Consider the following 25,413-nt stretch of genomic DNA (forward strand, 5'->3'; position numbering starts at 1 on the left):
CAACAAAAATTTTTATACATACTCATGTTAGTAATGATTGAAAATTTTTAATCATCTTATTTCTAATTCTCATTAAAGCATAATCCAATATACCTGAACAGTTTTATTTTTTGATTTTTCTGATTCAAATGTAAAATTCTTCAAATCAGAAAGAGAAAATTCTTTCTCTAAAACACCGCCGCAATTTTTAATTGTCTTGCTCGACGCAATATTGTCTTTGTAGCAAGCAAGCATTACTTTCTTTAAACCAATTTCTCTACAGTAATCCAAAGCTTTCATCAAAATTTTTGTGCCATATCCCTTTCCTCTTTCTTCAGGTCGAACCCCAAAGCCAATATTCCCTCCGTATAATCGTAAAAAATCATTCAACTCATGTCGAATATCGACAAAGCCAATTAATCTTTTGTCTTCTTTTCTAATGGCAAGAAAAGTTGAAGAAACGACCCAATTTTTATTAACGGTTTCTTTTTTCGAATTATCAACAATTTGTTTTAGCCAGGTACTATATTCCAACTTTTCAACAAGAGCTCCACCGTGAATTTCAAATTCATTATTCTCTTGATGCTCTTTTATAAAATCAACAATTATTTCTTTATGTTTTTTTTCAGGTTTTATTAGTTCTATTTCAGCCATATATTTTTAATATTTTATAAAAAATAGCTATTAACACCTAAGTATATGTGCAACAAGAATTTGTTTAATAGTTCACCGTTCACTGATATAAACAATTAATCGGGCTGTAATTTTTTATATCTATTAAAGGCTTTATAACATATAAAATTTATTATTCATTTGTGCTAATTCAGATTAAAACTTTTTTGCTAAAAAACATCTTACTTTCTTTAATTATAACAATAACAGCAAACATCATTAACAATACTGTCTGTATTACTTTGCTGTCAGGATGAGTGGCAAATATTTCATTTGAAATATTTGCAGATAAATGAAATACAATCGTTATAAAAATATTTCTATTTGTTTTGTAATATAACCAATTCATTATTATAACAAATACAAAGAGACTAAAAATAAAATTAATTGAATACAACAAACCTATAGCAACAACATTGCTATGATAATATCCTTTAATGAAAGATAAAGGAATATGCCAAATAACCCAGTATACAGAAAATACAATGGAGGTGGTGAATAAATTAAACTTACTTCTCAAAGCGTCCGTCCCATACGAATGCCATGCTAATTCTTCAACTATTGGGGCAAAAATTAAAATAAACCATGGAGATAATAACACTGAAGTAAAAGTTGGGGAACCTGAAATATAAAACTGATTAATGTTGTAACCGAATAATAATGATATAAATTGCGATACAACAATTGATGCAAAAATCAGAAAAAAAGCTAATGCGGTATAAATAGGACTGAATTCATTTGGATTGAACAATCGATTTTTGAAGTCGGAGTATAATTCGCTTTCAGATATAAGCAAATATAATGCAACAAAAAATGGAGCCAACAACCCCAAGATACCTAAAACTCCTTGTACTATAATTAAATATTGGTTAATATCCTTTAGGTGACTTATGTATGCAGCCCCAAACCATAAAGTCCATGGAATAACTAAGGATAGCCCGTAAAAGAAAATGGGTCTATTGTACCTTTCAATGATTTTAGTATTCATATTTTTTCTTAAAATTAATTGTGAAATTTCTCTTATTCCCGTAATCATTGTAAAACTTAAAATTGTGTTTTTCAATTATATCTATTAATTCTTCCATGCTCATTTTATCAGGGTCACCTGCAAGTTCAGAAATTGAAAGAATACCATCTGGTTTAAGCATTCTGTAAAATTCTTTTATATATGATTCTTTATTTTCCACTTCTCCTATTACAGCAACCATGTAAATTATGTCAAAAAAATTATCGCTAAAACTAAATGTCTCTCCATTGCATAAATAGTATTCAACATTTTCAAGTTTTCTTTTCATAAATCGTTTTTTTGCATAATCCAACATCTCTTGCTGAATGTCTGCCAAAAAAAGTTTACCGGCAATTAATTTTCTTGCAACAGGAAGACTGAAGTACCCGGGACCTGACCCCACTTCCAGGACAAAATAATTTTCTCTTAGTTCAAGTCTTTTAATTAATTGCTTTGGTGAGAGAAAGATATTTCGCAAAGGGAAAAGAAGTGTAAAAGCCCATTGGTAAGGAAAAACACCCTTTGTTGCAAATCTTTTTATTATTACCTGATTTTTATTTTCTGTTTTCATATTCCTTCGGGTCTTTCTTCAACGCTATGTTTTTGTATAGCATGGAACACAACAGCTTGCGTGCTTGAAATATTTAGTGTTGCAAGTTTCGTTCTAATCTGCTAACACAAATATGAATTGCAAAAATTCTAAATTAGTATCAACAGCATATACTTTCCCTGCTTCACCTACTATTTCTGCAAATCTTAGTCAAAAATAACCACCACCTGCACTTATATCAGCAATATTTTGTTCGGATTTTAATCCTATGACCTCTAAAATTTCATCAGGTTTATTTCTCAGGTCCGATGCTTTTTTATTAATCATTTGTGCTTTAAGATTTTTCATTATTTATCTCATGCAATTTTATTTTCAATGCAACAACTTTAACTGTTGATAATTTTTGAATTGTCATAGCTTAATTGCAAAGACTATTTAAATGAAGTTGATACAATTATGCAACAATTAACTGTCAATTTGACGCAGTAACTCCGAAATTGTTTTCTAAGAAGAAAGGTATTTCCTCAATTTATTTTAGTTATTGAGCAACCAAAATTCGAGTGAAAGAATAAGAATAACCCCTTGAGAATAAATTATATACTTTTCTTAAAACTCACTCATACCTTTATGCAATATAAATTTATTTCGTACGCAATTTCTCCCATACTTTATCTATATCAACTTCAATTTTGGGCAGATTAGGCCAGGTGTTTAAACCATCATCTTTGAATCTCGGGAGTAAATGAAAGTGGAAATGAAAAACTGATTGTTGACCATCTTTTCCGCTTGCATGCATTAAGTTCATACCAGTCGCATTGATTTTATGTTTATACTCTTGTGTCAATTTCTGTGCAACTCTAATTAGCTCACAAAGAATGTCTGATGGAATATCATATAAATCAGCATAATGCTTTTTAGGTGCAATTAGAGTATGTCCATAAACTTCAATTTTCTTAGGCAAAAAACAAATCACATTTTCATTTTCATAAATGATTTTCGCTGGTGATTTTCTATTAACAATCTGGCAGAATATACAATCGTCCATAGTTTATTACTTAATGAATAAATTTATATCACATTTCTTTTTCCAATATAAGAAATTTCCAAAGGTAAATTGGACATAACAATTAAAAGCATTTATCTATTATCATCTTTTATAAAAGTTTAACAATTTTATTCATCATTCTATAAATAAATTGCTCAGTCTTTTTACTATAATTTTTAATTGGTTTTCTATCTGTTTATTGTCTTTATAATTAATTATATGCAAGGGACAATATTCACTTACCATTATTTTAATACTATTTTATGAGCATCATCTTATTAACCAAAAATTTATCCCCAACCTGAAATGTATAAAAGTAAATTCCACTTGTGAGTTTTGAAGCATTGAATTCGACATTATACTTTCCTGGTCCTTTTATCTCATCAAGCAAAGTAGAAATTTTTTGTCCAAGTATATCATAAACATTTATAGATACTCTTTTAAGTGTTGAAATTCGAAAACTAATAGTAGTTGTCAAATTAAATGGATTAGGATAATTTGAAATAGAAAATTCATCTAATAAATTATTATTTTCTTTTAAGTCTGTTTTAATACCAGACGAAATAATTGAAGGCAGTTTTTCAGGTTCATCCAAGAAATATTTATATGGAACTTCTAAATTACACATAGCAAGAGTATAAATATTGCTGTTCATTAGGTAATTGTTAAGTAAAAATCCTGCACCAGGAATTGAACTATAATCAGAAAAAACTGCTTTACCAACATTTTCAAAGTAATTATTTTCTACATGCACACAAGCACCCATTCTTGAATTAATCGCTGTGTTACAATTTTTATAATAATTATTAAAAATATGCGCCTTGCCAAATCGTATGCTCGGAAGTCTTGATTCACAGTTGTAGAAAAAGTTATGATGAAAAGTAACTCGAATTACAGTATCTGCGAATTGCTCATCCCCTGAACTTATTAAAATTGTTTTATAATGGTCATGAAACGAAGACCATGAAACGGTTATAAAAGAAGATTCATTTTTAATATCAAGCAATCCATCGTAATAATCTGTGCCATGTTCTCTATCGGAAAAAAATTCACAATGGTCAATCCATATATTTTTTGATTTGCCATTTATCTCAATTGCATCCTGAGGAGTTACATGAGATATAGTAATATTTTTAATAATTACATTTCTTGCATTATTAATTGACAATCCAATTCCTTTCAAATATGCAACATTGCCAATACCTAATAAAGTTTTATCAGATTTTACACTAATAACATCATTGCCTTCAATTCTTCCAGAAAATTTTATTACATAAGGTTTATCACTGCCAAGATAATTTTTAAGTTCTTCAAGTGATTTTGCTTCAACTGTATCACCAAGTGCACCACCAATTACTGTGTATCGAGTTCCTTTATCATCTTGAACTGTTGCATATCCAATTAAATTGGTATCTGCTTTCATCCCAACAGGTAAAAATCTTGCAACAGCATTAACATTACTTTTAATAGCAAAAGTAAAAATTGAATCTGAGCTTGTTTCTTCACCAGTCCAGCTTTCAAAAAAGAATCCCGGCTTTGAATGTGCAATAAGGGTTACAATTGTTCCTTCATCATAATAATTTTGAATCGGGAAATATTCTACAGTGCCCCATTTTTCATTATTACTTTTTACAGAAAGAATATATGAAGGTGTACATAGTGCAGGTTCAACTCCATCTCCAATTACTTTGAAATAATCATAATTTCCCAATCCATTGGGAGAATAAGATTCTATCCTGATTTTGTGATAACCCGATTTCAAAAAAACTTGAACTGGGGTTGATTCTGTCCAGGAATCCCATTTGTCACCAGTGCGCGGAAAATAAATTGTATCTATAACAACATTCCCATTGATTAACAATTTTGCATTTCGTTCCTGAGTGCTGCCGCTTACAGCATATCTCCATATAAATAAAAAATTACCATCTTTTATTACATTAATTTGCCAGCTTATACTTTTGCCAATCCCTAAATCAGTATCTGCATAACCAGTTCCAGTATAACCGGATACACTTTTGGCAATTGTCCCATCAACAGAACAAAATCCTAATTCATTTTCTTGAATAATAATTTCCTGTTGAGCAAATAAAATTTTGTTTATCAGTAAAAATAGTAAGATGATTTTATCTTTTACTTTCATAAAACACCAATGTAATTCTATTACAAGTTTTTAAATGAAAATTTTTTCTAGAACACTGATGGCACTGCTGAAACAGATTTGAACAGATTAAATCAAATAAATTCAATAATCTGTTTTCTTTATATGAAAAAAAAATTTTGTTATTTCAAATACATTGCTTTAATTGTTTTTGTATTGTTTTCATTTTCTATTCTTATAAAATAAATTCCAGAATTCAAATTGAAATCATCTGCTTTCCATACAAACGAATATGTCCCGGCTGTTAAATATGAATTTAACAATTCTGCAACTAAATGACCGAGTAAATCATAAACTTTGATTCTTACATTGCTGTTTTTAGGAATATTAAACTTGATAATTGTCGAGGGATTAAATGGATTTGGATAATTTTGAAATACTTGAAAATCATTTGAAATACTTTCATTTATTTTAATTGAAGTTGCATTATTAAATTCGAATGCACCTAAATCAGGTGCAGTTCCATAATATGGAAGTCCCACATCAACTCCAGCATCAATGAATTGAGAATTCGAAGTAAGATGCATATACTTAATATCTGGCAAACTGCCATCTGATTTTCTTGGGGTAAATGCTTCTGATGGGTCAATACTAACAAAATCACTTTCAGAAATCTTAAATGGACTTAACCAGCTGTTCTTTTCCTGAATTGCAAAACTTCCGAGTTCAACCGAACCATTTAATGAAATACAATTTTTTACAATTAATGATTGCCCGGTATTTAATTGTCGTGTTATTCTGTAGTTTGCACTTTTATTCCCAAATCCTGTGCAGTTTAATAAAGTCATTGAACCTGCATTATTGTTTTGATCAAATCCTTTAACTTTGTTATTAAAAGCAAGACAATTTTTCAGTATAAAATGATGCATAAGATTTTGACTATTACTATTATCTCCTCCACCCATTTTAAATCCATTACCATTTCCTTTACTTGCACTTCCATCTTTACGATATCCATTATTAAAAGTCCAGCAGTTTTCAAGAATTGTTGTTACATCATTTGCACCTCTTAAATAACCATCCCAGCCATCATCGGAATTTTGCCAGGCTCTGCAGCCATAAAAATAATTATTAGTTCCTACTGTAAGTTTTGGGGCAAATCCATCCGCATCTCCTTCATCATCAGGGTCAAGATTATTAAATGAATCACAATTAATTATTTTATTATTAGAAGCACCATTGCTAAGCTGCAATCCTGAATCCCTGTTTTCATAAAAAGAGCAGAATTCAATGATATTGTAAGAACCACCATTAATTTCCATTCCATTATCACCCGCACCTTTTATATCAAAACCTTTGATATACCAGTAATTAGCTCTTAAACTTATTCCTCTATTGCTGCCACTAAAACTCATAGAAGAAAAATCAAGAATAGGTCTTTCATTTTTATATGCGAATAAATAATACATTTTTTCTGAGGTGCCAGATTTTGATGAGCCAATACTTATAGTAGAAGTAAGAGAATAAATTCCACTTCGCACATAAATAGTATCGCCAGGCACAGCAACTGAAATTGCTTTTGTAATTGTTTTGAATGGTTGTTCTTTTGTACCTAAATTATTGTCATTACCATCGGTAGATACAAAAATTTGTCCTTTTATATTAAGAGTAAAAGAGATTAATAAGAAATAACTTAGTAATAGTTTTACAAGTAAACGCATAATACACCATGTTGTTTATAAAATGTCAAATTATAAAAATTAGACCAGCAGGAAGAACTTTATTTTCTTCCATACTGGTCTAAAACTAATTTAAGCAGATAATTACTTCATCAACATCATTTTCTTTGTGCTAATAAAATTATCAGCTTCTAATTTATAGAAATAAATTCCGGAAGGAAGATTTGAAGCATCATAAATAATTGAATGAATGCCAGCGTCCAATTCGTTTGAAATGAGGGTAGCGATTTTTTCTCCAAGAGAATTATAAATTGATAATCTTACAAAACTTCTTTTGGGAATTGAGAAAGAAATAGTAGTAGATGGATTAAAAGGATTAGGAAAGTTTTGGTATAATTCAAAACCAAATGGTAATAAAATAGATTCATCTACTGAAACAGCAGTTTCCGTTTTACCAATTACTTCAATATAATTCAGGCAGAAATATTTTGTAGTACCACCTGTAGTAGAATACCAAGGAAATATCCTCATAATGAAAGAGCTGCCATCATTAATTTTTTCACCAATTTTAAAAACACGAACATAAGCAGCACTGTCACGTATATCATTTATAGGGGCAGATGTAGTATCAATAATTCTTTTTGTAGCAAAAGACGGATCAGTATCCCAGTAAACATTAGCATGCATATAAGCACGTGTTCCATAGCTACCCATTCCATATTTAACAGTATCTACAATTAAATTATTTCCTGGTTTTGGTGTAACCTTAAATTCAACATATTTATCGGAAGAAGGAGCTGTTTCATTTGGCCATTCTGCACCATCTTTATACCATAGTCTAACAGCAGGACCAAAGCTACTGCCAGTATAATCTCTAACAGTTAAACCGCCCTGAAGCACAACATCATTAGCAGTAATTTCACCTTTTAAAGTTGTGACTGCTAAGTCTACTGTAAGCTCCCACATAACATATGCTCGTTGAGCAAATAAATTTTGTGTTATAAATAAACATAAAAAACAGATTATTGTAATGAACTTTTTCATATTTCCTCCAATTTGTTTTTTTAATTTAGTTTTTGCTTCTCATATTTTATTAAAAAGCAACAGTTAAAGAAAACCTATTCACACCATCAAAATATTCAGTTGCAGAATATGAATAATTAATATCGAATTTAATTCCTCCAATTGATTGAGTAATACCAAGACCACCAGACCAGCTAAAAATGTCATGATTACTTTCGTACCCTGCACGTAAAGAAACCATATTCATGTAAGTATATTCGAGGCCGGCATTAACTCTGTCTGTATAATTATTTGGATGAATAAATTCTGTTGAAACAAGAATAGTGTGGTCTTGTGAAATATTTTTATTGATTAAATCCATAATATTCATCCCAAGTCCAACTGCAAATGCAATTGGAAGAGGTGAACTAAAACTTTGATATCGAACAAAAGTCGAAAAATTTCTCATTGACATTCCCAATCTTAATGATTCAATACCAGGGAAATATTTAATACCCATATCAAATACCCATTTGTTTGCTCGATTATCACTAACATTTCCTGCTGCATCTACAAATTGACCTAATTGCTGACCAACATATTTGGCAGTTCCACCAATTGAAAATTTTGGACTAATTTGTTTTACATATGTTAACCCAAATGCATAAGCTCCAACATTTTTTACATCTCCCGTAAGAATATAATTATCTAGACTTATACTTGCAGCATCTACAAGTGCAGTGCCTCTGATTGTTCCATAATCAACTATTAAAAAACTTAAAGCAACTGAGCCGTAACTTTCACCATTCCATGCAACTGCACCAGCAAGATATTTAATATCAGCAAACCATTGTGTTGATGAAACAAAAGCCTGATATTTGGAATCCATCTCTGTTAATCCAGCAGGATTTGAAAAAACACTTTCAACACCTTTGCTTAAAGCTGTATAAGAATTTCCTATTGCAGCTGCTTTAGGAGATACTGCTATTTGTAAAAAGTTCATAGTGGTTTGACCAGTCTGTTTAAGGTCAACTCCTCCCTGTCCTGTTGTTTTCATATCAACCTGAGCTTTAATACTCATGCTGATGAAAGAAATTATTACGAAGATTTTTATTAAACTTTTCATTAATAAATTCTCCTTTTTTATTAACGAACTACAACAAGTTTCTGATATGATACATTTCCATCTGGCGTTTGAAATACTACTATATAAATACCGCTTGCAATAGTTTGACCTCGTTCATTAGTCATATTCCATTTATCAAAACCACTATCCTGATTATGCTCGATAGTTTTTACAAGGTCTCCTGTCTCTGTAAATATTTTAATTGTTACTGTTTTTGGCAATTCATAGAAAGATATCTGCATATTAGATGGATTAGTCCATCCATAACCTCGAATCTTTGGATCATTATAATTATACGGATTTGGAACTATAACAATTTTATCCAACTCATTTCCAAGTCTCGCCTCTCCTTTTACAGGTGTATTGTTATAGAAATAAACTCTTCCACTATAAATAGTTTTACCTCTTTCAGTGGGATGTGCATTAGGGTCATTTGGTGAAATTTTTGCTGCTGCCTGTACATAATAGAAAAGATTTGCTCCTACACGAATTTGAGTATCTGTAAATGTATGAACTGCTGCTTTATCATTTGCATTAGACCTGTAGATTTCCTGATAGTAAGTTGTATCTCTATCAGATACTTTTTTCATTATTCTGTATCCATCGAAATTACTTAAAGCTTCAGCTTGTGGGTCTGACCATTGAATTGTTACTCCTGAACTCGTTCCATTTATAGTTACTGTAGTTGGAGGTGGTGGTGTCATTGGTGCATTATAATTATGCAAAAAATTATATTTTGCTCTACTTACAGTTTTATGAACTGAATCTATTCCAGTACTTACCCATCTATCCTTCTTTTTATCTGTTTCTGTTGCCCCTGCTGGAAATACAAAATTACTCGGGAAATAACCAGTAACCGGATTTGGCAAATTTGGCGGATCTTGTAAAGTATTAGTTTGATTTTTTGTATCGTTCAACCATTTTTTACCAACCTCAACTGCTTTTTCTCTGCTTATTCCTGCAACACCGGTAACTTTTACAATCCTAATTTTTTGTCCAGGTGCAAATGTATAAGGTCCATAACACTTAATCATACTTTCAAATGTATTTGCCTGTGCACTTATTCCTGTTTCTCCTCCAGGAGCTTCTTTACCAAGTTCATCAAGATTTTTTCTGTGATGTCCAGGTCGTACATCCGGTCCTGTCATATCTTCACTTTGTAATAATGTTCCATTAATTAGATTATAATAAGATGCCCCATCAGCTACAGGGTCATAAGTAGGAGTAAACAAAGGTAAGTTAAGATTATTTTGCATATTAGCTACACTTGTAACCATTGGCTGATTCATATCATCCTGATCATTAGGATCAATCGGTCCAATATAATTTGGGGTTGGATAATATGGTTGTTTTGATGCATGTATTGTTGCCATAAATGTAAAATCTTTATCAAGTAATCTTCCTCCTTGTTGAGTTAGAGGTTGACCTATTCTATCTCCTTGAACTTCAGGGTCATCTGATGAGTAACAATAATATACACGTAATGAATCTGTTACTCTTGCGCCGTAATAATGATACCACTTTCTTGGTGAATTATTATTTGCATATTGGTCTATTGTTGCTATTGATGGATTTGTTCCATCTGCTCTTTGCAACTGATATTCTCCATCATGAAGAAAAATATAAAAATTAGTGAAAGTAATATTTGTGTCGTTTGAAAATGTATAATCAATAACAACATAGTTATCATGATATTGCTGTGACCAAGCTAATACCTTTTTTTCTACAGTGACTCCACATGAATATTTATTTGTTACTGTTACAGTTTGGTCACTTGTACCTATACATTTTGAAGGGTCTATTATTACACTTCCAAGGTCATTTTGTGGCGGTGTTGTTGTACTACCTTGAGATGAAATTGTATAGTTCGGGTTTGCATAACGGGCATAATTTTTCAGTGGTACTACAATTTTGCCATTTGGTTGGTCTTTTCCTATTGGAGAAAATACTGCTGGCTTTCCATTCCAGTTATCAGTAGCTATTGCGGCAAAACCTCCAAAGTATCCTTCTGTACCTTGAAAGCGGCAACCATATGCACCGTAATCTGCAAAAAGATTTAGATTAGAAGCTCCATACGAAATTCCTTTATTACCTCCATTTGCAGCTACCGCACCCCATATTCTGTTTACTCGCACCAATGCATCGGTTTGTGAATAAATATTATTTGATATTATTAAACTTATAAGGAATATTATAATCATCCTTTTAGTAATAATTATATTATTCATTTTCACTCCCAATTTTTATTTATTATTGTTTGACATCTTTTTATTGCTCTTAGAAGTCAAACCTGATTCCAAACCAGATAGACCTTGCATATCCATATGTAAATATGTCAACATTGGGGTCATTAATCCATGGTTTATCTTTTGACCTCATATCCCCAATGTGGTCTTCCTGAACTACTTCTCCTTTTTTATGTTCAATTCCCCATTGGTCTACTACATCTTTTGTATATACGTATCCAGGATATAAATAATTTCCTTTTGTTTCGTCTCTGATTGGATCCCAGTATGGATTTGCATATTCTTTAAGATGTAATGATGCCATATAAGCTTCAAAGTCGGAACCTGATGCTGAACCATTTCCTCCATAAAATGCATAGTTATACATAAAGATTTTATTGTTGAATAAATTATTTACATCAAGATATGCTGTGGCTTTAACAAATCCAATATTAAATGTTTTACTTAATCTCAAATTAACCATCCAGAAATTAGGCCATCTAAATTCGTTATTAACTCCTTCCACATTTCGAGGGTTATATCTGAAAATATTTCCAAGTCGCCAGTGTGGCAATATGCTTAAATTCCATTCCCCCAGCAAATATCCCCATTTTGAAGGAGAACGTAAGTTAATGTTAGCTTTTACTTCAGGTACTGGATCTGGTCTTGAAGGATCTGCATATGTGAATGCGCTTGGTGCATTGTTCGATGATGGATCTTCAAACACTGCATTCCTTCCTGTATTGCCTCCACTTGCGTATGTATATTGCATGTTCAACCAGCCAGTTAGATACTCACCAACTGACTTTGTAATCTGAAGTTCTAAACCTTGTATTGTTCTATATCTGTCGTTTGTCCTAAATCTATATGTTGGAATTCCTGTTGTTGTTGGTGTATATGTTAATACTCTTACTTCCCCTGTTACATCTTTATAATATCCTGCTATATGAATTAAATATTGGTCAAGTAAATTGTAGTCAACTCCTAATTCATATTGTATTGTTTTTGTTGGTGCAAGATTAGGATTCCCTAACTGATATAATCCTCCTTTCTTATCATCATATCTAAAATCATACATGAACAATTCACTCAATGGAGGTAAACTTCTGAAATGTCCATAGTTAAAATAAAACTTTGCTCTTTCTGTAATAGGAAATGCTATCCCAAATCTTGGACTTAATACAAGATGGTCATCAACAGGTTCTAGTAAGGGTTTTTTCCCTTCAGCAATTAATTTGTTGTTTACCTCATTCCATCTTTCCCAAATAATTGACCTACCTGAACGCAGAATTTCTAAATAGTTTTGTGGTGTCCATGTAGGTGCTGCAAAAGCATCTGCGTTCCATGGGTCACCTGTAGGCCATTTCAAATCTCCAAAACCATAATAATCCATACGTATTCCAATATTCGCTACCATATCTTCAAATGTTATCTCATCCTGTATGTACGCTCCAAATGTTCGTGGCTCAACTTTGAAATTATATTCATACATACTTAGTGGACCTTGGTTTGGCCAGTATGACCATCTATCGTTCTTCAAATTAATGTAATTAAATTCTAATCCAGCTTTAATAAAATGCATTTTTGTAATCTGACTTCCAAAATTAAATTTCATTCTTAATTGTCGAGTTAATGAATTATCATAAAAACATCCACCTTTACTATCAAATCTTTCAGCTAATCCTGGCACTGAATAATACTGGTCAAAAATAAATCCATCAATCGTATCCTGAGATTGTCCTACATTTAAAATTCTTCTTCCATATGGCATTTCTGTAACTGGTATCGGCCCTATATGTGTAATTACTGATAAATCTCTTGTCTGTGTTGCATTTATATCTTCTTTAGTTGACTGATAGCTTATAGTAAAATCATAAAAAGTTTTGGAGCTTATTGCATGTGTAAGATTGGCCCCAATTAAATAATTCTTTTGAATCCATGGTTGAAGCATTGTCGGATACCAATAGTAAATAGGCCCATAATTTGAGCCATAAGCAACAAATAATGGAATATTATTTTCAGGCATTAATGCTCCACGGTCAAGACCTTGATATACTGATGAACCAAGGTCATTAGCTGTTGCTAAGTTTGGTATCTCACTATCAGCTCCTCTTGCAGGATTCATCCCTTTTTGATAAGTGTATACTCCTGTAAGCTTAAGTGTAATCGAATTAGTTATATTAGATTTTAATGCTAACATCGTTGAACTGCTAAAATCAAAATCTAATTCGAGTGGTTGTATATAGGTCTGTCTCTTTGTTACATTTGAAAGATAAAAAGTTGCATTGCCTAAAGCTTTACCAATAAATGGAACTGGTCCACCAAATCCACCATCAAAATTATAATCTCCATATTTACCTTCTTTATTTGCATGACGAGCAAATAAACTCATTAGATTCTGGTCTGTAACTTCATTACCTACATTTAATCCCTCGGCATTAAGGTCTCGTATTACTTTGTTTAACTTTTCAAAGTCTGGCATTACCATATGCATCCATGCATCATATAGATAAAGGTCTACAGGTGTTATACCTTTATTTTTCCATGCAGCTGGAAGTGATTTGCTATTTATCTGTATCCAACCTGCAAATGATGGATATTGTGTAAACTGTTGCTTTTGATAATTATCAATTATTCCTCTTTTTACTGCTTCATTTACTCCTATAAATGCTATCTCTGGGTCTAAATGTGGACGTAAATAATTATTCATTGGGTCATATAGTGATGGACCAAATCTCTTTAGATGTGCCGGTGAACGGGTGAAACTAAATGTACCATGATATCCTTCTGATGTACCATATTTTGTTGCAACATTTATTACTCCCGAACGGAAATCTCCATATTCTGCACTCATACCCCCAGCTTTAAGAGATACCTGCTCTACTGCACTTGTTGGTATTAATGATTCTGTTTTTCCTACTCTTGCATTAACAAATGTTAATCCATTAATTACTGTTCCTGTTTCCGATGGTCTTCCTTCTCTAATGTTCAAATAATCTGTTCCGGTAATACCTGCTTGCGTTGATATAAAATCCTGTAATGTTCTTACTCCTGCTGCTTCGCTTAATTGTTTGTTGTCAATTACTATCTGAGAACTTGAAACTTCTTTATGGAGAATATCTCTTTTAGCTGTAATTACAACTTCTTCTCCAACTATTGCTGTCTGCTCAAGTTGAAAGTCAACCCGGGTTGTTTGATTCTGCGAAACAATAACATTCGTCAGCGTTACTTTGTTTGTCCCTACCATCGAAGCTTGAAGTGAATACGTCCCCACAGGAACATTTACAATAATATACTCTCCGTTTTCATCTGTTGCCGCTCCCATGTATGTTCCTAATATGACAACATTAACTCCTAACAGGGGTTCACCATTACTTTTGTCAGTCACTTTTCCAATAATTTTACCTTGTGCATACATTATCCCGGAAAACATTAGTAAAAATAGTATGCTTAAGGTAAAGAGATGACATTGTAGATTTTTTGTCATGTTTACTCCTCGATTATTGTTTCAAAGTGTCATTTATTACGACAGATAACAAATTAATTCATTTAGGGGAATGACTAAGTATTTATATTTTCTATTGAGCAATATGTTATTAGCCTCAGATAGAAAGAGAATTATTATAAAAAATAGTAAAATCATCTATATTAATATATTATCAATAAAGTAAATGTTTACTTAATTGCTGACTTAACTTGCCAATTTTTTTTATAATTGTCAAGCTATTTTTATGGAGCTGTGTTTGAAGGATTAAATATGGATTAAGCGATTTTTAAATTATAAGTTAATTTTTTTGTCTAGTGAGTTCGATAGCCATTTTAATTATCATTAAAAAAATCTCAAAAAAGAATTACTCAACCTCCATGCATAGAATATTTATATTCCAGTTAGACTCGTATTTTTATAGCAAAAATAATTTTTATCTCTTATTCTTATTCAATTATTGTTATAAAATTTTTTTGAGAACCTCTTAATAAGTAAAACATTTTTATCTAATACTCGCATATAAATTCAGTTGAACTTTCAAATATCATTTTTTAATAAAAAAATCATTCAATAAATTCTCTTACATCAACGACAATCATATTTGCTTTTAATGCTGCTTCAATTCCAAGTTCACCATCTTCAAAAACCTGACATTCCTCAGGCATAACATTTAATAGCTTTGATGCATGTAAAAATAAATCTGGTGCTGGTTTTGGTTTGATTGAATCATCAGCAGTAAGAATTGCATTAAAATATTTTTCTATTCCAATAATTCTTAATTCTTCATGAACTATTTTTTTAACTCCTCCTGACACAACTGCCATTGGGAATACATTTTTATATTTTTCAACAATATCTACAACTTCTTTTATTGGTTTGATTTCATGAATGTTATTCATAAAGTATTCATGTTTTGCAATAACAATTTCTTCTGGTTTTAGATTATTATAATTTGTTTTTAGAATTTCTATGATATCTGTTTCTTTCATTCCCTTTTTTGAAAAGAAAAATTCATAATCAAAAGGGAGATTAAATTTTTTCATTGCATATTCCCACGACTTCATATGCAAAGGCATTGAATCGACTAATGTTCCATCACAGTCAAAAATCAATGCCTTTGCTTCTGGATAAACTGGAATTTTTTTCATAATCATGAATAATATTTTTCGTTCCAGAGTAATTCCTTTTTGAATTCTGAAATATTTGTTGAATCGTTTATCAATAGAAATTCAATATTTGCTATTTCAGAAAAATCTTCTAAATATTCTGATGAGATAGCTTGACTGAATGCTGTGTGATGAGCTCCGCCAGCTAATATCCAGGTTGTTGCTGCAACTTCAAGATTTGGTTTTGGAATCCACAATACTCGTGCTACAGGTAATTTTGGTAGCGGTTTTGATGAAATTACTTTTACTTCGTTGACAATCATTCTAAATCTATTTCCCATATCAATTAACGAAGCATTTAATGCTTCTCCTTCTTTGACATCAAACACTAATCTTGGCGGGTCATCTTTACCACCAATGCTGAGTGGATGAATTTCCAATCTTGGTTTAGTTGATGACAACGATTCACAAACTTCAAGCATATGAGCACCTAAGACCATCATATTATCAGGTTCGAAATGATAAGTGTAATCTTCCATAAATGATGTCCCGCCTTGAAGTCCAGCAGACATTACTTTCACAGCTCTTACTAATGCTGCAGTTTTCCAGTCGCCTTCTGCTCCAAATCCATAACCTTCTGCCATCAATCTTTGAACTGCAAGTCCAGGCAATTGTTTTAGCCCATGTAAATTTTCAAATGTTGTTGTGAATGCTTTAAAATTTCCATCCTTCAAAAAATTTCTTAAACCAATTTCAATCTTGGCAGCTTCTTTTAAGTTGGAATACTTCTTTCCATTGTTTTTTGCGTTTGGAGCAACTTCATATTTATCAAAATATTCTTCAATAAGTTTATCAATTTCATTTTCATTAACATTATTTACATATTGAACAAGATCACCTAAGCCATAGCCATTTACAGAATAGCCGAAACGAATTTGAGCTTCTACTTTATCTCCTTCAGTTACAGCAACCTCACGCATATTATCACCAAAGCGAGCTATTTTTGCACCTTGAGCATCCTGCCATGCTGCAGCAGCTCTCATCCAAATAGAAAGTTTTTTCTGAACAGATTCATTCTGCCAATGACCTACAATTACTTTTCTTTTCTTTTTCATTCTTGAACAAATAAAACCAAATTCTCTATCGCCATGAGCAGATTGATTGAGATTCATAAAATCCATATCAATTGAATCCCATGGAATGTCTCGATTAAATTGAGTATGCAGATGAACAAAAGGTTTTATTAAAACATTTAATCCGCCAATCCACATTTTAGCTGGAGAGAATGTATGCATCCACATTATCAAGCCAACACAATTTTTATTGTTGTTAGCTTCAAGACATAAATCATAAATTGCTTCGGGTGTTGTTAAAACTGGTTTAAAAATAATTTTAAATGGAAGCTTATTAGATTTATTAAGTTCATCAACAATTGTTTGAGAATCCTGTGCAACTTGTTTTAATGTTTGTTCACCGTAGAGATGTTGACTTCCGGTGATAAACCAGGCTTCGTAGTTTTTAATGTCAATCATGTTTATTCTTCCTATTTTTTGTTAAAATTTTTTTGACCATAATAAGCATTTGGTCCGTGCTTTCTTTCATAATGTTTTTTTATAATGTGATTTGGTAATGTTTTCAATTTAGGATTTATTAATAAAGAACCAAAGGCTAATTGAGCAACATATTCAAGAGTTTGTGCATTTTTAACTGAATCTATTGCATCTTTCCCCCATGTAAAAGGTGCATGACCTGCAACTAAAACACCAGGAGTTTCTGCTGAATTTAATTCTCTAAATCTTTCAATTATAACTTTGCCTGTATTTTTTTCGTAGTTTGTTTCAATTTCTTTTTTTGTTAAAAATCTTGTTACTGGGATACTTCTATAAAACGTATCTGCATGGGTTGTGCCATAGCAAGGAATTTCGCAATTAGCTTGAGCAAACATTGTTGCATACAAACTGTGAGTATGAGTAATTCCTCCAATTGATGGGAATGCTTTATAAAGCTCAATATGAGTTGGAGTATCAGAAGATGGTCTTCTTTTACCTTCAATTATTTTCCCTTCAAAATCAACAACCACCATATCATCAATTTTCATCTTATCATATTCAATTCCACTTGGTTTAATTACAATCAATCCTTTAGAACGGTCAATTCCACTCACATTTCCCCATGTCTGGCAAACTAATCCATATTTAACTAAATATAAATTAGCTTTCAGTACTTCTCGTTTTAATTTTTCAAGCATGATATTTCACCTTATTTAATTCATAATAAAATCATCATTATAAAAATGAATTTTATCATTTTATAATCTATAAGAACAACACAATGAACTATATAAAAATTCATCATCTAATGTTATAATTTCTTTTATTAATTAATAAATTTTTTTATTCTATCGAAAATATTTTATTCAAACGAATATCCTGCGATGAACTGCCAACAAGAATTTCCCATTTGCCCGAATAAATTGAAAAATCATTTGTTCTGTTACAATAAAAGGAAAATTCAGAAGCAGGGATTTTGAATGTAAGAATTTTACTCTCTCCTGGTTCTAATGTAATTCTCTGGAAACGCTTTAATTGCTTGATTGGAACTTTGAAATTTGCATTTATTGCACGAGCATACACTTGAACAACCTCATCACCTTTCATATCACCTATATTTTTGATTGTAAATTGAAGCTCTAATTCATCATTTCTTTTGATACTGTCAGAATTAAATTTCAAATTACTGTACTCGAACTTTGTGTATGAAAGTCCATGGCCAAATGGATAAAGAACAGGTTTATCAAAATACATATAAGTGCGCGGATTATTAATTAAGTCATAATCCCACATTGGTGGAAGTTGATTTGTTGAAGCATAAAATGTTACGGGTAATTTACCACCTGGATTAACATCCCCAAATAAAACATCTGCAATTGCATTACCTCCTATTTCTCCACTATACCAAGCTTCAATAATTGCTTTTGCTTTAGATTCAGTTCCTGCTAAAGCCAAGGGTCCACCATTAACTAGAACAATAATAATATTTTTATTAACCGATGCAACTTCATTAATCAAATCTCTTTGAACTTGCGGTAATTCAATTTCTTTTCTATCCAATTCTTCCTGCGAAATACCTGGTGAAATTCCAAGAACAAGAATAACAACATCATTTTTTGCAGCAACTTCCTTAGCTTTGTGAAAATCTTTTTGGCCTAAATCCCAAGTTAATCTTGCTGTAGCTCCTAAAGTATTATCAAAATATTCTAATACTATATTATATTCTTTACCTGGAATTAATTTGACTTCAGCACTGATTGGTTTTTCTCCATGTTCTGTCCAATCATCAATTATTAATTTCCCATCTAAATAAAGTCGTGTTCCATCATCACAACTTGTCCCTATATGATAAATTGTATCAGGTGGAATTATTTTGCCTGACCATCTGACTGAAAATTGGTCTTCTGGAATACCAGGGGCAGGAGAATTAGTACCAAAATTAAAATCTATTAATGAGTCAATTCTTGTAAGAACAGGTTTACCTGACAAATTCATATTATCGAAATATTCTCCTTTCATTCCTCTTTTATTTGTTCCTTCAACAATTGAAAAATATTCTTCTTCTATTGGTCTTAATAATCCACCACCAATATCACATCCTTTCACATATTCTACCTTTATTCCATGTAATGATGCTTTCTTTTTTATACCATCTAATGGACTTACTAGAATATTTGGGAACCCACTATAAATTCCTAATTGAGCTACATCGGCATTGGGACCAATCACTGCTATTGATTTTACTTTTTTATTATTTAAAGGTAATATTCCATAATTTTTAAGAAGAACAATTGATTTCTGAGCTGCTTCGAGTGCAAGTTTCCGGTTCTCTTCACTATCCAATTTATCTTTTGAAATAGTACTATAAGGTACATATTCAGGAGGATCAAATTCACCTAATCTAAATCGAGCAGAAAGAACTCTCTCTACTGCAATGTTAATATCTTTTTCATCAATTAATCCTTTATCTAAAGCTTCTTTAAGATATCTTTTGTATTCATTGCCACAACTTAAATCGCAGCCAGCAGTTAAACTTCTTGCAACTGCTTCAGCTCCTGTATTAAAGAATTTATGTCCATACAACATATCTGAAATTGCACCACAGTCTGATACAACAAATCCTTCAAATCCCCAGTTGCGTCTTAAAAGGTCAGTCATTAAAAAGATATTTGCGTTACAAGGAACTTGATTAAGTTCATTGTAAGCTCCCATTATTGAATAAGCTTTACCTTCAACAATTGATGCGCGAAAAGCTGGAATATAATATTCATACAAACTACGCATATCAACATCTGAAGAACCTGTGTGTCGTCTTTCCTCCTCATTATTTGCAATAAAATGTTTAGGAGTAGAAACTGTTTTTAAATAATAAGGATGGTCTCCCTGCATGCCTTTTACAAAAGCTACAGCCATTCGAGAAAGCAAATATGGGTCTTCACTATAAGATTCTTCATTGCGTCCCCATCTTGGGTCTCTAGCAATGTTAATTGTTGGACTCCAATAAGTTAAGCCTTTACCAATAATTGAATTCAAAGCTCGTGCTTCATCTGATATAACAGAAGCTACACGATAAATTAGTTCTGGGTCCCAAGTTGCTCCAAGTGCAATTGCTTGAGGGAAGGAAGTAGTTCCACTTGCTAAGACCCCATGCAATGCTTCATTCCAGTAATTATATTTAGGAATTCCTAATCGTGGAATTGCATCTGCTTCATTTACTAATTGTGAAATCTTTTCATCAATAGTCATTAAATTTATTAAATCAGAAAGTCTTTCTTTATAAGAATTTGGTTTAAAAACATTTACTACTACAGAACTTTTTAATAATTCTTTTCCTGATACATCTTTTGCTGAAAGATAAATTAAATAATAACCTGGCCGTGGAAATATAACTTCAGTTTCTAAGTTGTACGGATTTTTAAATACAACTTCTAAATTCTGTGGACAAGTCCATTCAACTCTCAAATCTTTTGGTAAGACACTTCCTTTTAACAAAGTTGAGTGAGTCTTTTCCCAATTAATAATTTGATTGCTACCAGCATTAATTGATATATCCTGGCTAAAAATTGGATTGTAAATTATAAATAGAAATATTAATGCAGTAGCTAACTTTTGTATTGTTTTGCTATTCATAAAACCATCTCCAATAATTTTTATATATTCTTTATAACTATTTGAACAAAAGAATGTGCTGGAAATGAATAAGTGATTTTATTTCCATTTATTTTGATTTCTTTATATATTGGTAAATAATCTTTTTGCTTATCAAAAGTAAAAGCTTCTTCGAGAGAATCAAAATTAATTATTGCAGCTTCTGCTTTACCTTTAAACAAACCTGAATTATTAATGATATCAGCAGTAATAGCTTTATCTTTATGTCTGTTAACAACATTAATATAAATTGCATTATGTTCTTTGTTAAATACAGTTGTAACATCAAGGTAAGGTATACCTTTATTTTTTTCTGTATTAAATGTATCACATTCTACGTACGTGTCAATAGAATATCCAAGACAATTGTTTGAAAATAATTTGAATGTATAGAACAGTGGTGTTTTGAAAGTACCTTTTTCTCTGTCACTTCCCAAAAGCGAGGTAAGCATCGTAAAGTTAGCCATCTTCACGATATCAGCATGTCTTATAAAAGAGTTCAAGCATTGCGCTATTGGAAGAACTGTTAAGAAATTTCTTCCGAAAATACCCCATTCATCCACTGCAATGGTAATTGGATTTTTGAATCCCTTCATGACTTTTGCAGCATCGATGAGAGAAGCTGTTACTCTGATCTTCTCTTCAAAATCCATCGCACTTTGTCCCATGAACGTATAATACTCATCCGATCTTTCCCAATAGCGATGAATGGAAATGAAATCGATTACATCACCAAGTCCCGTCAGCACCTTCCAGTTCCATTCAATCCACTGATTCGTGGGTTCGTAGTATGATGAACCAGAGGCAACAAATTGTATTGATTTATCTACCGATCTCATCGCTTTAACTGCTTCTCGTGCAATTTTGACATAATCATCTGCATTTTTATGCCCAAGTTCCCACGGAGCGCCATCTACTTCATTTCCTAAGCCCCATATTTTGACCCGATAGGGTTCAGGATGCCCGTTTTTTGCCCGAAGGTCAGAATAATAAGTCCCTTTTGGATAGTTACAGTATTCAACCCACTCACATGCATCCATGATTGTGGCAAGACCCAAATTGACGCAAATGACATTTTCACTCCCAATGGCTTTGTTTAAAGCAATCCATTCATCCGTGCCTACTTGATTGGTTTCCAAACCTCCCCAGGCTAAATTGATTTTCACTGGGCGTTGGTCTTTTGGACCTATACCATCCTTCCAGTTATAGCCCATAACAAAATTGCCGCCTGGCCAGCGGATGTTCGTGATTTTCAATTCACGCATTGCTTCTATGTAATCTTTACGAAAACCGTTCTCATCAGCAAGCGGGGATTTGGGATCATATAAATTGCCATACAATGTGCTGAAAAAAACAGTGTCAGGTAATCCCATTCGCCTCCCACTGAAGTTAATAGGTTCCATAAACACACCGTAAATTTTGGGATCGATTTCACCAATCTTTCTATCGATATCAATCTTGATTTTTGCTGTTTGAGCAAATAATGATGAAAATAGCACTAACGAAACAATAATGAATTTTTTCATAGTATGTCTCCCTATTTCTTAATGATTTTTTCTTTGTTACCATTGTCAACGAAATTTTTTCATCTTGGCATAATTTTTACTATCACTCTTTTATATCGTGATAAAGGAGGATTCCCCTTGTCCGTCACTCTCAGAATAAAATGAGCGGTTTCTTCCTTTTCAACCTTTGGAGCGATTACCCAAACATGACAGATATTCTCGGCTGAATTAATCTCAATCAATTTTTTATATGAGCCTGCCTCAGGATAATGGAACCATAAATAACTGAGATTATCTCCATCAGGATCATACGAGCCACAAGCATCCAGTTTAAAACCTTCACCTGATTTTACTGTAATTCTTTCTGAATGATTCAAAACAGGCAAAGGTGGATGATTGGCTTCTTCGTAACTTTTTATACACAAATCCATGCGTGCAGCAAAATCATTTTGAAAATCATCTCTCCATCGCCACAGCGTTACTTTATTGTCTGTAAATGTAATGGTATCTCTTCGAACCGTTCTTCCATACTCGTTAAAGATGTATGGAGTATAAGTATCGACTGCATTTGTCCAAATTTTTCTTGTCTCAGGTTCAATGGGAACTCCAGAACTTCCTTTTTTAATGTTTTTAAAATCAGGCATATATAGTTCATAGCGACCACCCCATCCTCCCCAATCTGGATGTTCGGGCTCGTTCAATCCGTTGGGTATTAATGAGAGCCATGAGGGTGTATCGCCTTCCATTCCATAGGCTACGTCTGGATATACTGCGCCAAGAGGTCCATGACCCTGTTGAATATTGTGTGATATCCAGCTATTACTTATCGTTTCGTTATTTATTCCTTTAACAAAAGTATTTATTGCATTCCAGGTTGCGTTTCCATAGTCATCGCCCGGACTAACAATGTAAAACAGATCAGGAAAATTTTTTCTAATCCAGATCCCGCTATCATCCTGATCGGATATGGTATAAACCCTGAGCTTTGCAATAAGTCTCTTTGCTTCTTTTTCGGTTTTTGTATTTTTGATTTTATACAATGCCTGTGCGAGCGTGTTAACACCGCCCCAAACGCAAATCCATAATGGCCGTTCATCGTTTTCTTCCAGTGTCTTAATGATCCATTCAGAACCTTCTGAATCATTGCCCTCACCTACTGCCAGCATTCCGTATCTAGGCAAGCCTACCTTAACCAATTTTAAAAGCGTCTCTTCGCTGGGAAAATTGAGATCGTGTTTTAGAAGGTTGGAATACACTTTCCCGTAAGCTTTTATAATTTTCTTAATAGATTCGGGATGTACCTCTGTTTTGAGCCAACATGAGGTGGTAGCAATTATTCCTTTGATATCAATTTCATTCGAATATAAAAGTAATCTTACCAACGACTGCGTATCATCAGGATCGGCTTCAATATCAGTGAGTATAATAGCCCGATGCTTTTGACTGGGTTGTGGAAATGAAGATTGATACGATAACATCAGACAAAGAAATACTAAAGTAAAAATTGTTCTCATCGTTACTGAGCTCCCTGTGCTATAATTAGTTATAAGATTAATGTACTGGGACTTTTATTTCATCAACATAAATTTTTTTATTTCAGAAAAAATTCCAGCTTGCATTTTGTATAGGTAGATTCCACTTGCCAGATTGGAAGCATCAAACTGAATCTCATAATGACCCTGTGGTTTGAATTCATTCACAAGCGTTGCAATTTCTTGTCCGAGCAGGTTATAAATTTTGATAGTGACATGGCCTGCTTCTGGCAATTTATAATTTATGTTTGTAACCGAGTTGAATGGATTGGGATAATTTTGTGATAACTCATAATTCATAATTGGTCTTACATTATTTCTTTCAACGGCTGAAGATGTTTGCTTAAAAATCAATTGAGAAAAGTGATAAAGACCATATTTCCATACTGTCCAATCATGCCCTGCACCTTGTACCAAGTTATAAATATGTGGTACATTATGCTGTGTAAGATAGTTATAGACTCCTTGGCTGATGTTAAGCAATCCATCATTGGTCCCGCAAGAAATCCAGAGTTTGAATATGCTGTCTTTTACAGCTGCAGGATTTGGGACAAGTGTTGCGGGTGCTTTTGTGTTTGGCGCAGGAGAAAATGCGCCTACCCAAGCAAATGTGTCGAGATGAGCCAACCCAAAATTAAGCGCTTGACCACCTCCCATTGAAAGTCCCGCAATAGCCCGGCTTTCCCTACCTGTTAAAACCGAATAATTCGAGTCAATAAACGGAATTAAGTCATTCAGGAGATCGAATTCGAAAGTCTCGAATGCTTTAATTTTTTCAGGGTCAAATATATTTCCTACTGGATCGTCATTCGCCATTGCACGGCCATTGGGAAGTACCACGATCATTGGCTCGAGTTTTTGTTCCGCATACAAGTTGTCGAGAATAATATGGGGGCTTCCATAATTGTACCATTCTCGTTCATCACCGCCAATGCCATGCAACAAATAGAGCACATTATATTTCTTATCTTGCGAATAGTCGGGTGGCGTGTAAATCAAAGCTTGCCTATTTACACCCACTGTTGTTGAATAATAAATTATCGTTGTTATCTTACCATGAGGAATGTCGCGTTTATATGAATCATATCCTGAAGGCGGCGGAGGATATTCATTTGTTTGCGAGTAACCATTAATGAAAAAGATTCCACAACACACAAAAGCAACTATAGCACAAAATTGAAATCTATTACTCATATTTACTCC

The 25,413-nt window shown here is 32.6% G+C and carries 18 protein-coding genes; all 18 read right to left on the reverse strand.

From position 1 onward, the window contains the following. Positions 1-72 precede the first annotated feature (72 nt). Positions 73-633, reverse strand: coding sequence for a GNAT family N-acetyltransferase (locus VJY32_RS02240; protein WP_353676248.1), 561 nt, complete (start codon positions 631-633; stop codon positions 73-75). 169 nt (positions 634-802) lie between these two features. Beyond that, positions 803-1,639: a CPBP family intramembrane glutamic endopeptidase gene (locus tag VJY32_RS02245; protein ID WP_353676249.1), complete on the reverse strand. Its 837-nt coding sequence runs from the start codon at positions 1,637-1,639 to the stop codon at positions 803-805. Beyond that, on the reverse strand, positions 1,629-2,228 hold the full coding sequence (locus VJY32_RS02250) for a class I SAM-dependent methyltransferase (protein ID WP_353676250.1): 600 nt from the start codon (positions 2,226-2,228) through the stop codon (positions 1,629-1,631). Before VJY32_RS02250 ends, VJY32_RS02245 begins: the two co-directional genes overlap by 11 nt. Before the next feature lie 189 nt (positions 2,229-2,417). Next, positions 2,418-2,555 (reverse strand): hypothetical protein, encoded by a 138-nt coding sequence (locus VJY32_RS02255; RefSeq protein WP_353676251.1) that lies wholly within the window; start codon positions 2,553-2,555, stop codon positions 2,418-2,420. A 292-nt stretch (positions 2,556-2,847) separates the two neighbouring features. Next, a complete protein-coding gene (locus VJY32_RS02260) occupies positions 2,848-3,252 on the reverse strand; it encodes an HIT family protein (RefSeq protein WP_353676252.1) in 405 nt (134 codons plus the stop codon). Between the two features lie 256 nt (positions 3,253-3,508). Further along, positions 3,509-5,392, reverse strand: coding sequence for a pectate lyase family protein (locus tag VJY32_RS02265; protein WP_353676253.1), 1,884 nt, complete (start codon positions 5,390-5,392; stop codon positions 3,509-3,511). A 140-nt stretch (positions 5,393-5,532) separates the two neighbouring features. Next, entirely contained in the window at positions 5,533-7,071 is a 1,539-nt protein-coding gene (locus tag VJY32_RS02270) for a right-handed parallel beta-helix repeat-containing protein (protein WP_353676254.1), read from the reverse strand. A 102-nt stretch (positions 7,072-7,173) separates the two neighbouring features. Continuing rightward, entirely contained in the window at positions 7,174-8,073 is a 900-nt protein-coding gene (locus tag VJY32_RS02275; RefSeq protein ID WP_353676255.1) for a T9SS type A sorting domain-containing protein, read from the reverse strand. A gap of 49 nt (positions 8,074-8,122) precedes the next feature. Further along, positions 8,123-9,157: a PorV/PorQ family protein gene (locus VJY32_RS02280; protein WP_353676256.1), complete on the reverse strand. Its 1,035-nt coding sequence runs from the start codon at positions 9,155-9,157 to the stop codon at positions 8,123-8,125. 20 nt (positions 9,158-9,177) lie between these two features. Beyond that, on the reverse strand, positions 9,178-11,385 hold the full coding sequence (locus VJY32_RS02285) for a T9SS type A sorting domain-containing protein (protein ID WP_353676257.1): 2,208 nt from the start codon (positions 11,383-11,385) through the stop codon (positions 9,178-9,180). A 49-nt stretch (positions 11,386-11,434) separates the two neighbouring features. Then, positions 11,435-14,869 (reverse strand): TonB-dependent receptor domain-containing protein, encoded by a 3,435-nt coding sequence (locus tag VJY32_RS02290; RefSeq protein ID WP_353676258.1) that lies wholly within the window; start codon positions 14,867-14,869, stop codon positions 11,435-11,437. 563 nt (positions 14,870-15,432) lie between these two features. Next, a complete protein-coding gene (locus tag VJY32_RS02295; protein ID WP_353676259.1) occupies positions 15,433-16,017 on the reverse strand; it encodes an HAD family hydrolase in 585 nt (194 codons plus the stop codon). A 2-nt stretch (positions 16,018-16,019) separates the two neighbouring features. Then, entirely contained in the window at positions 16,020-17,507 is a 1,488-nt protein-coding gene (gene araA / locus VJY32_RS02300) for an L-arabinose isomerase (RefSeq protein WP_353676260.1), read from the reverse strand. A gap of 11 nt (positions 17,508-17,518) precedes the next feature. Beyond that, the gene (locus VJY32_RS02305) at positions 17,519-18,223 is read right to left on the reverse strand and encodes an L-ribulose-5-phosphate 4-epimerase (protein WP_353676261.1); all 705 of its coding nucleotides are present in this window, start codon (positions 18,221-18,223) and stop codon (positions 17,519-17,521) included. Positions 18,224-18,368: 145 nt separating this feature from the next. Beyond that, positions 18,369-21,155 (reverse strand): glycoside hydrolase family 3 protein, encoded by a 2,787-nt coding sequence (locus VJY32_RS02310; RefSeq protein ID WP_353676262.1) that lies wholly within the window; start codon positions 21,153-21,155, stop codon positions 18,369-18,371. A 20-nt stretch (positions 21,156-21,175) separates the two neighbouring features. Further along, complete coding sequence (locus VJY32_RS02315) at positions 21,176-22,699, reverse strand: alpha-L-arabinofuranosidase family protein (RefSeq protein WP_353676263.1); 1,524 nt, start codon at positions 22,697-22,699, stop codon at positions 21,176-21,178. 59 nt (positions 22,700-22,758) lie between these two features. Next, a complete protein-coding gene (locus tag VJY32_RS02320) occupies positions 22,759-24,156 on the reverse strand; it encodes a DUF1593 domain-containing protein (protein WP_353676413.1) in 1,398 nt (465 codons plus the stop codon). 90 nt (positions 24,157-24,246) lie between these two features. Then, positions 24,247-25,404, reverse strand: a complete 1,158-nt coding sequence (locus tag VJY32_RS02325) for an alpha/beta hydrolase-fold protein (RefSeq protein ID WP_353676264.1) — start codon at positions 25,402-25,404, stop codon at positions 24,247-24,249. Between the last annotated feature and the right edge of the window lie 9 nt (positions 25,405-25,413).

This window comes from Rosettibacter primus (assembly GCF_036860675.1).
Lineage (GTDB): Bacteria > Bacteroidota > Ignavibacteria > Ignavibacteriales > Melioribacteraceae > Rosettibacter > Rosettibacter primus.

Coding starts and splice junctions, on each gene's coding strand:
- VJY32_RS02305 (WP_353676261.1), bottom strand. CDS start 18,223: ATGCTTGAAAAATTAAAACGAGAAGTACTGAAAGCTAATTTATATTTA.
- VJY32_RS02315 (WP_353676263.1), bottom strand. CDS start 22,699: ATGAAAAAATTCATTATTGTTTCGTTAGTGCTATTTTCATCATTATTT.
- VJY32_RS02250 (WP_353676250.1), bottom strand. CDS start 2,228: ATGAAAACAGAAAATAAAAATCAGGTAATAATAAAAAGATTTGCAACA.
- VJY32_RS02245 (WP_353676249.1), bottom strand. CDS start 1,639: ATGAATACTAAAATCATTGAAAGGTACAATAGACCCATTTTCTTTTAC.
- VJY32_RS02260 (WP_353676252.1), bottom strand. CDS start 3,252: ATGGACGATTGTATATTCTGCCAGATTGTTAATAGAAAATCACCAGCG.
- VJY32_RS02310 (WP_353676262.1), bottom strand. CDS start 21,155: ATGAATAGCAAAACAATACAAAAGTTAGCTACTGCATTAATATTTCTA.
- VJY32_RS02240 (WP_353676248.1), bottom strand. CDS start 633: ATGGCTGAAATAGAACTAATAAAACCTGAAAAAAAACATAAAGAAATA.
- VJY32_RS02265 (WP_353676253.1), bottom strand. CDS start 5,392: ATGAAAGTAAAAGATAAAATCATCTTACTATTTTTACTGATAAACAAA.
- VJY32_RS02255 (WP_353676251.1), bottom strand. CDS start 2,555: ATGAAAAATCTTAAAGCACAAATGATTAATAAAAAAGCATCGGACCTG.
- VJY32_RS02270 (WP_353676254.1), bottom strand. CDS start 7,071: ATGCGTTTACTTGTAAAACTATTACTAAGTTATTTCTTATTAATCTCT.
- araA (WP_353676260.1), bottom strand. CDS start 17,507: ATGATTGACATTAAAAACTACGAAGCCTGGTTTATCACCGGAAGTCAA.
- VJY32_RS02290 (WP_353676258.1), bottom strand. CDS start 14,869: ATGACAAAAAATCTACAATGTCATCTCTTTACCTTAAGCATACTATTT.
- VJY32_RS02320 (WP_353676413.1), bottom strand. CDS start 24,156: ATGTTATCGTATCAATCTTCATTTCCACAACCCAGTCAAAAGCATCGG.
- VJY32_RS02295 (WP_353676259.1), bottom strand. CDS start 16,017: ATGAAAAAAATTCCAGTTTATCCAGAAGCAAAGGCATTGATTTTTGAC.
- VJY32_RS02325 (WP_353676264.1), bottom strand. CDS start 25,404: ATGAGTAATAGATTTCAATTTTGTGCTATAGTTGCTTTTGTGTGTTGT.
- VJY32_RS02285 (WP_353676257.1), bottom strand. CDS start 11,385: ATGAATAATATAATTATTACTAAAAGGATGATTATAATATTCCTTATA.
- VJY32_RS02280 (WP_353676256.1), bottom strand. CDS start 9,157: ATGAAAAGTTTAATAAAAATCTTCGTAATAATTTCTTTCATCAGCATG.
- VJY32_RS02275 (WP_353676255.1), bottom strand. CDS start 8,073: ATGAAAAAGTTCATTACAATAATCTGTTTTTTATGTTTATTTATAACA.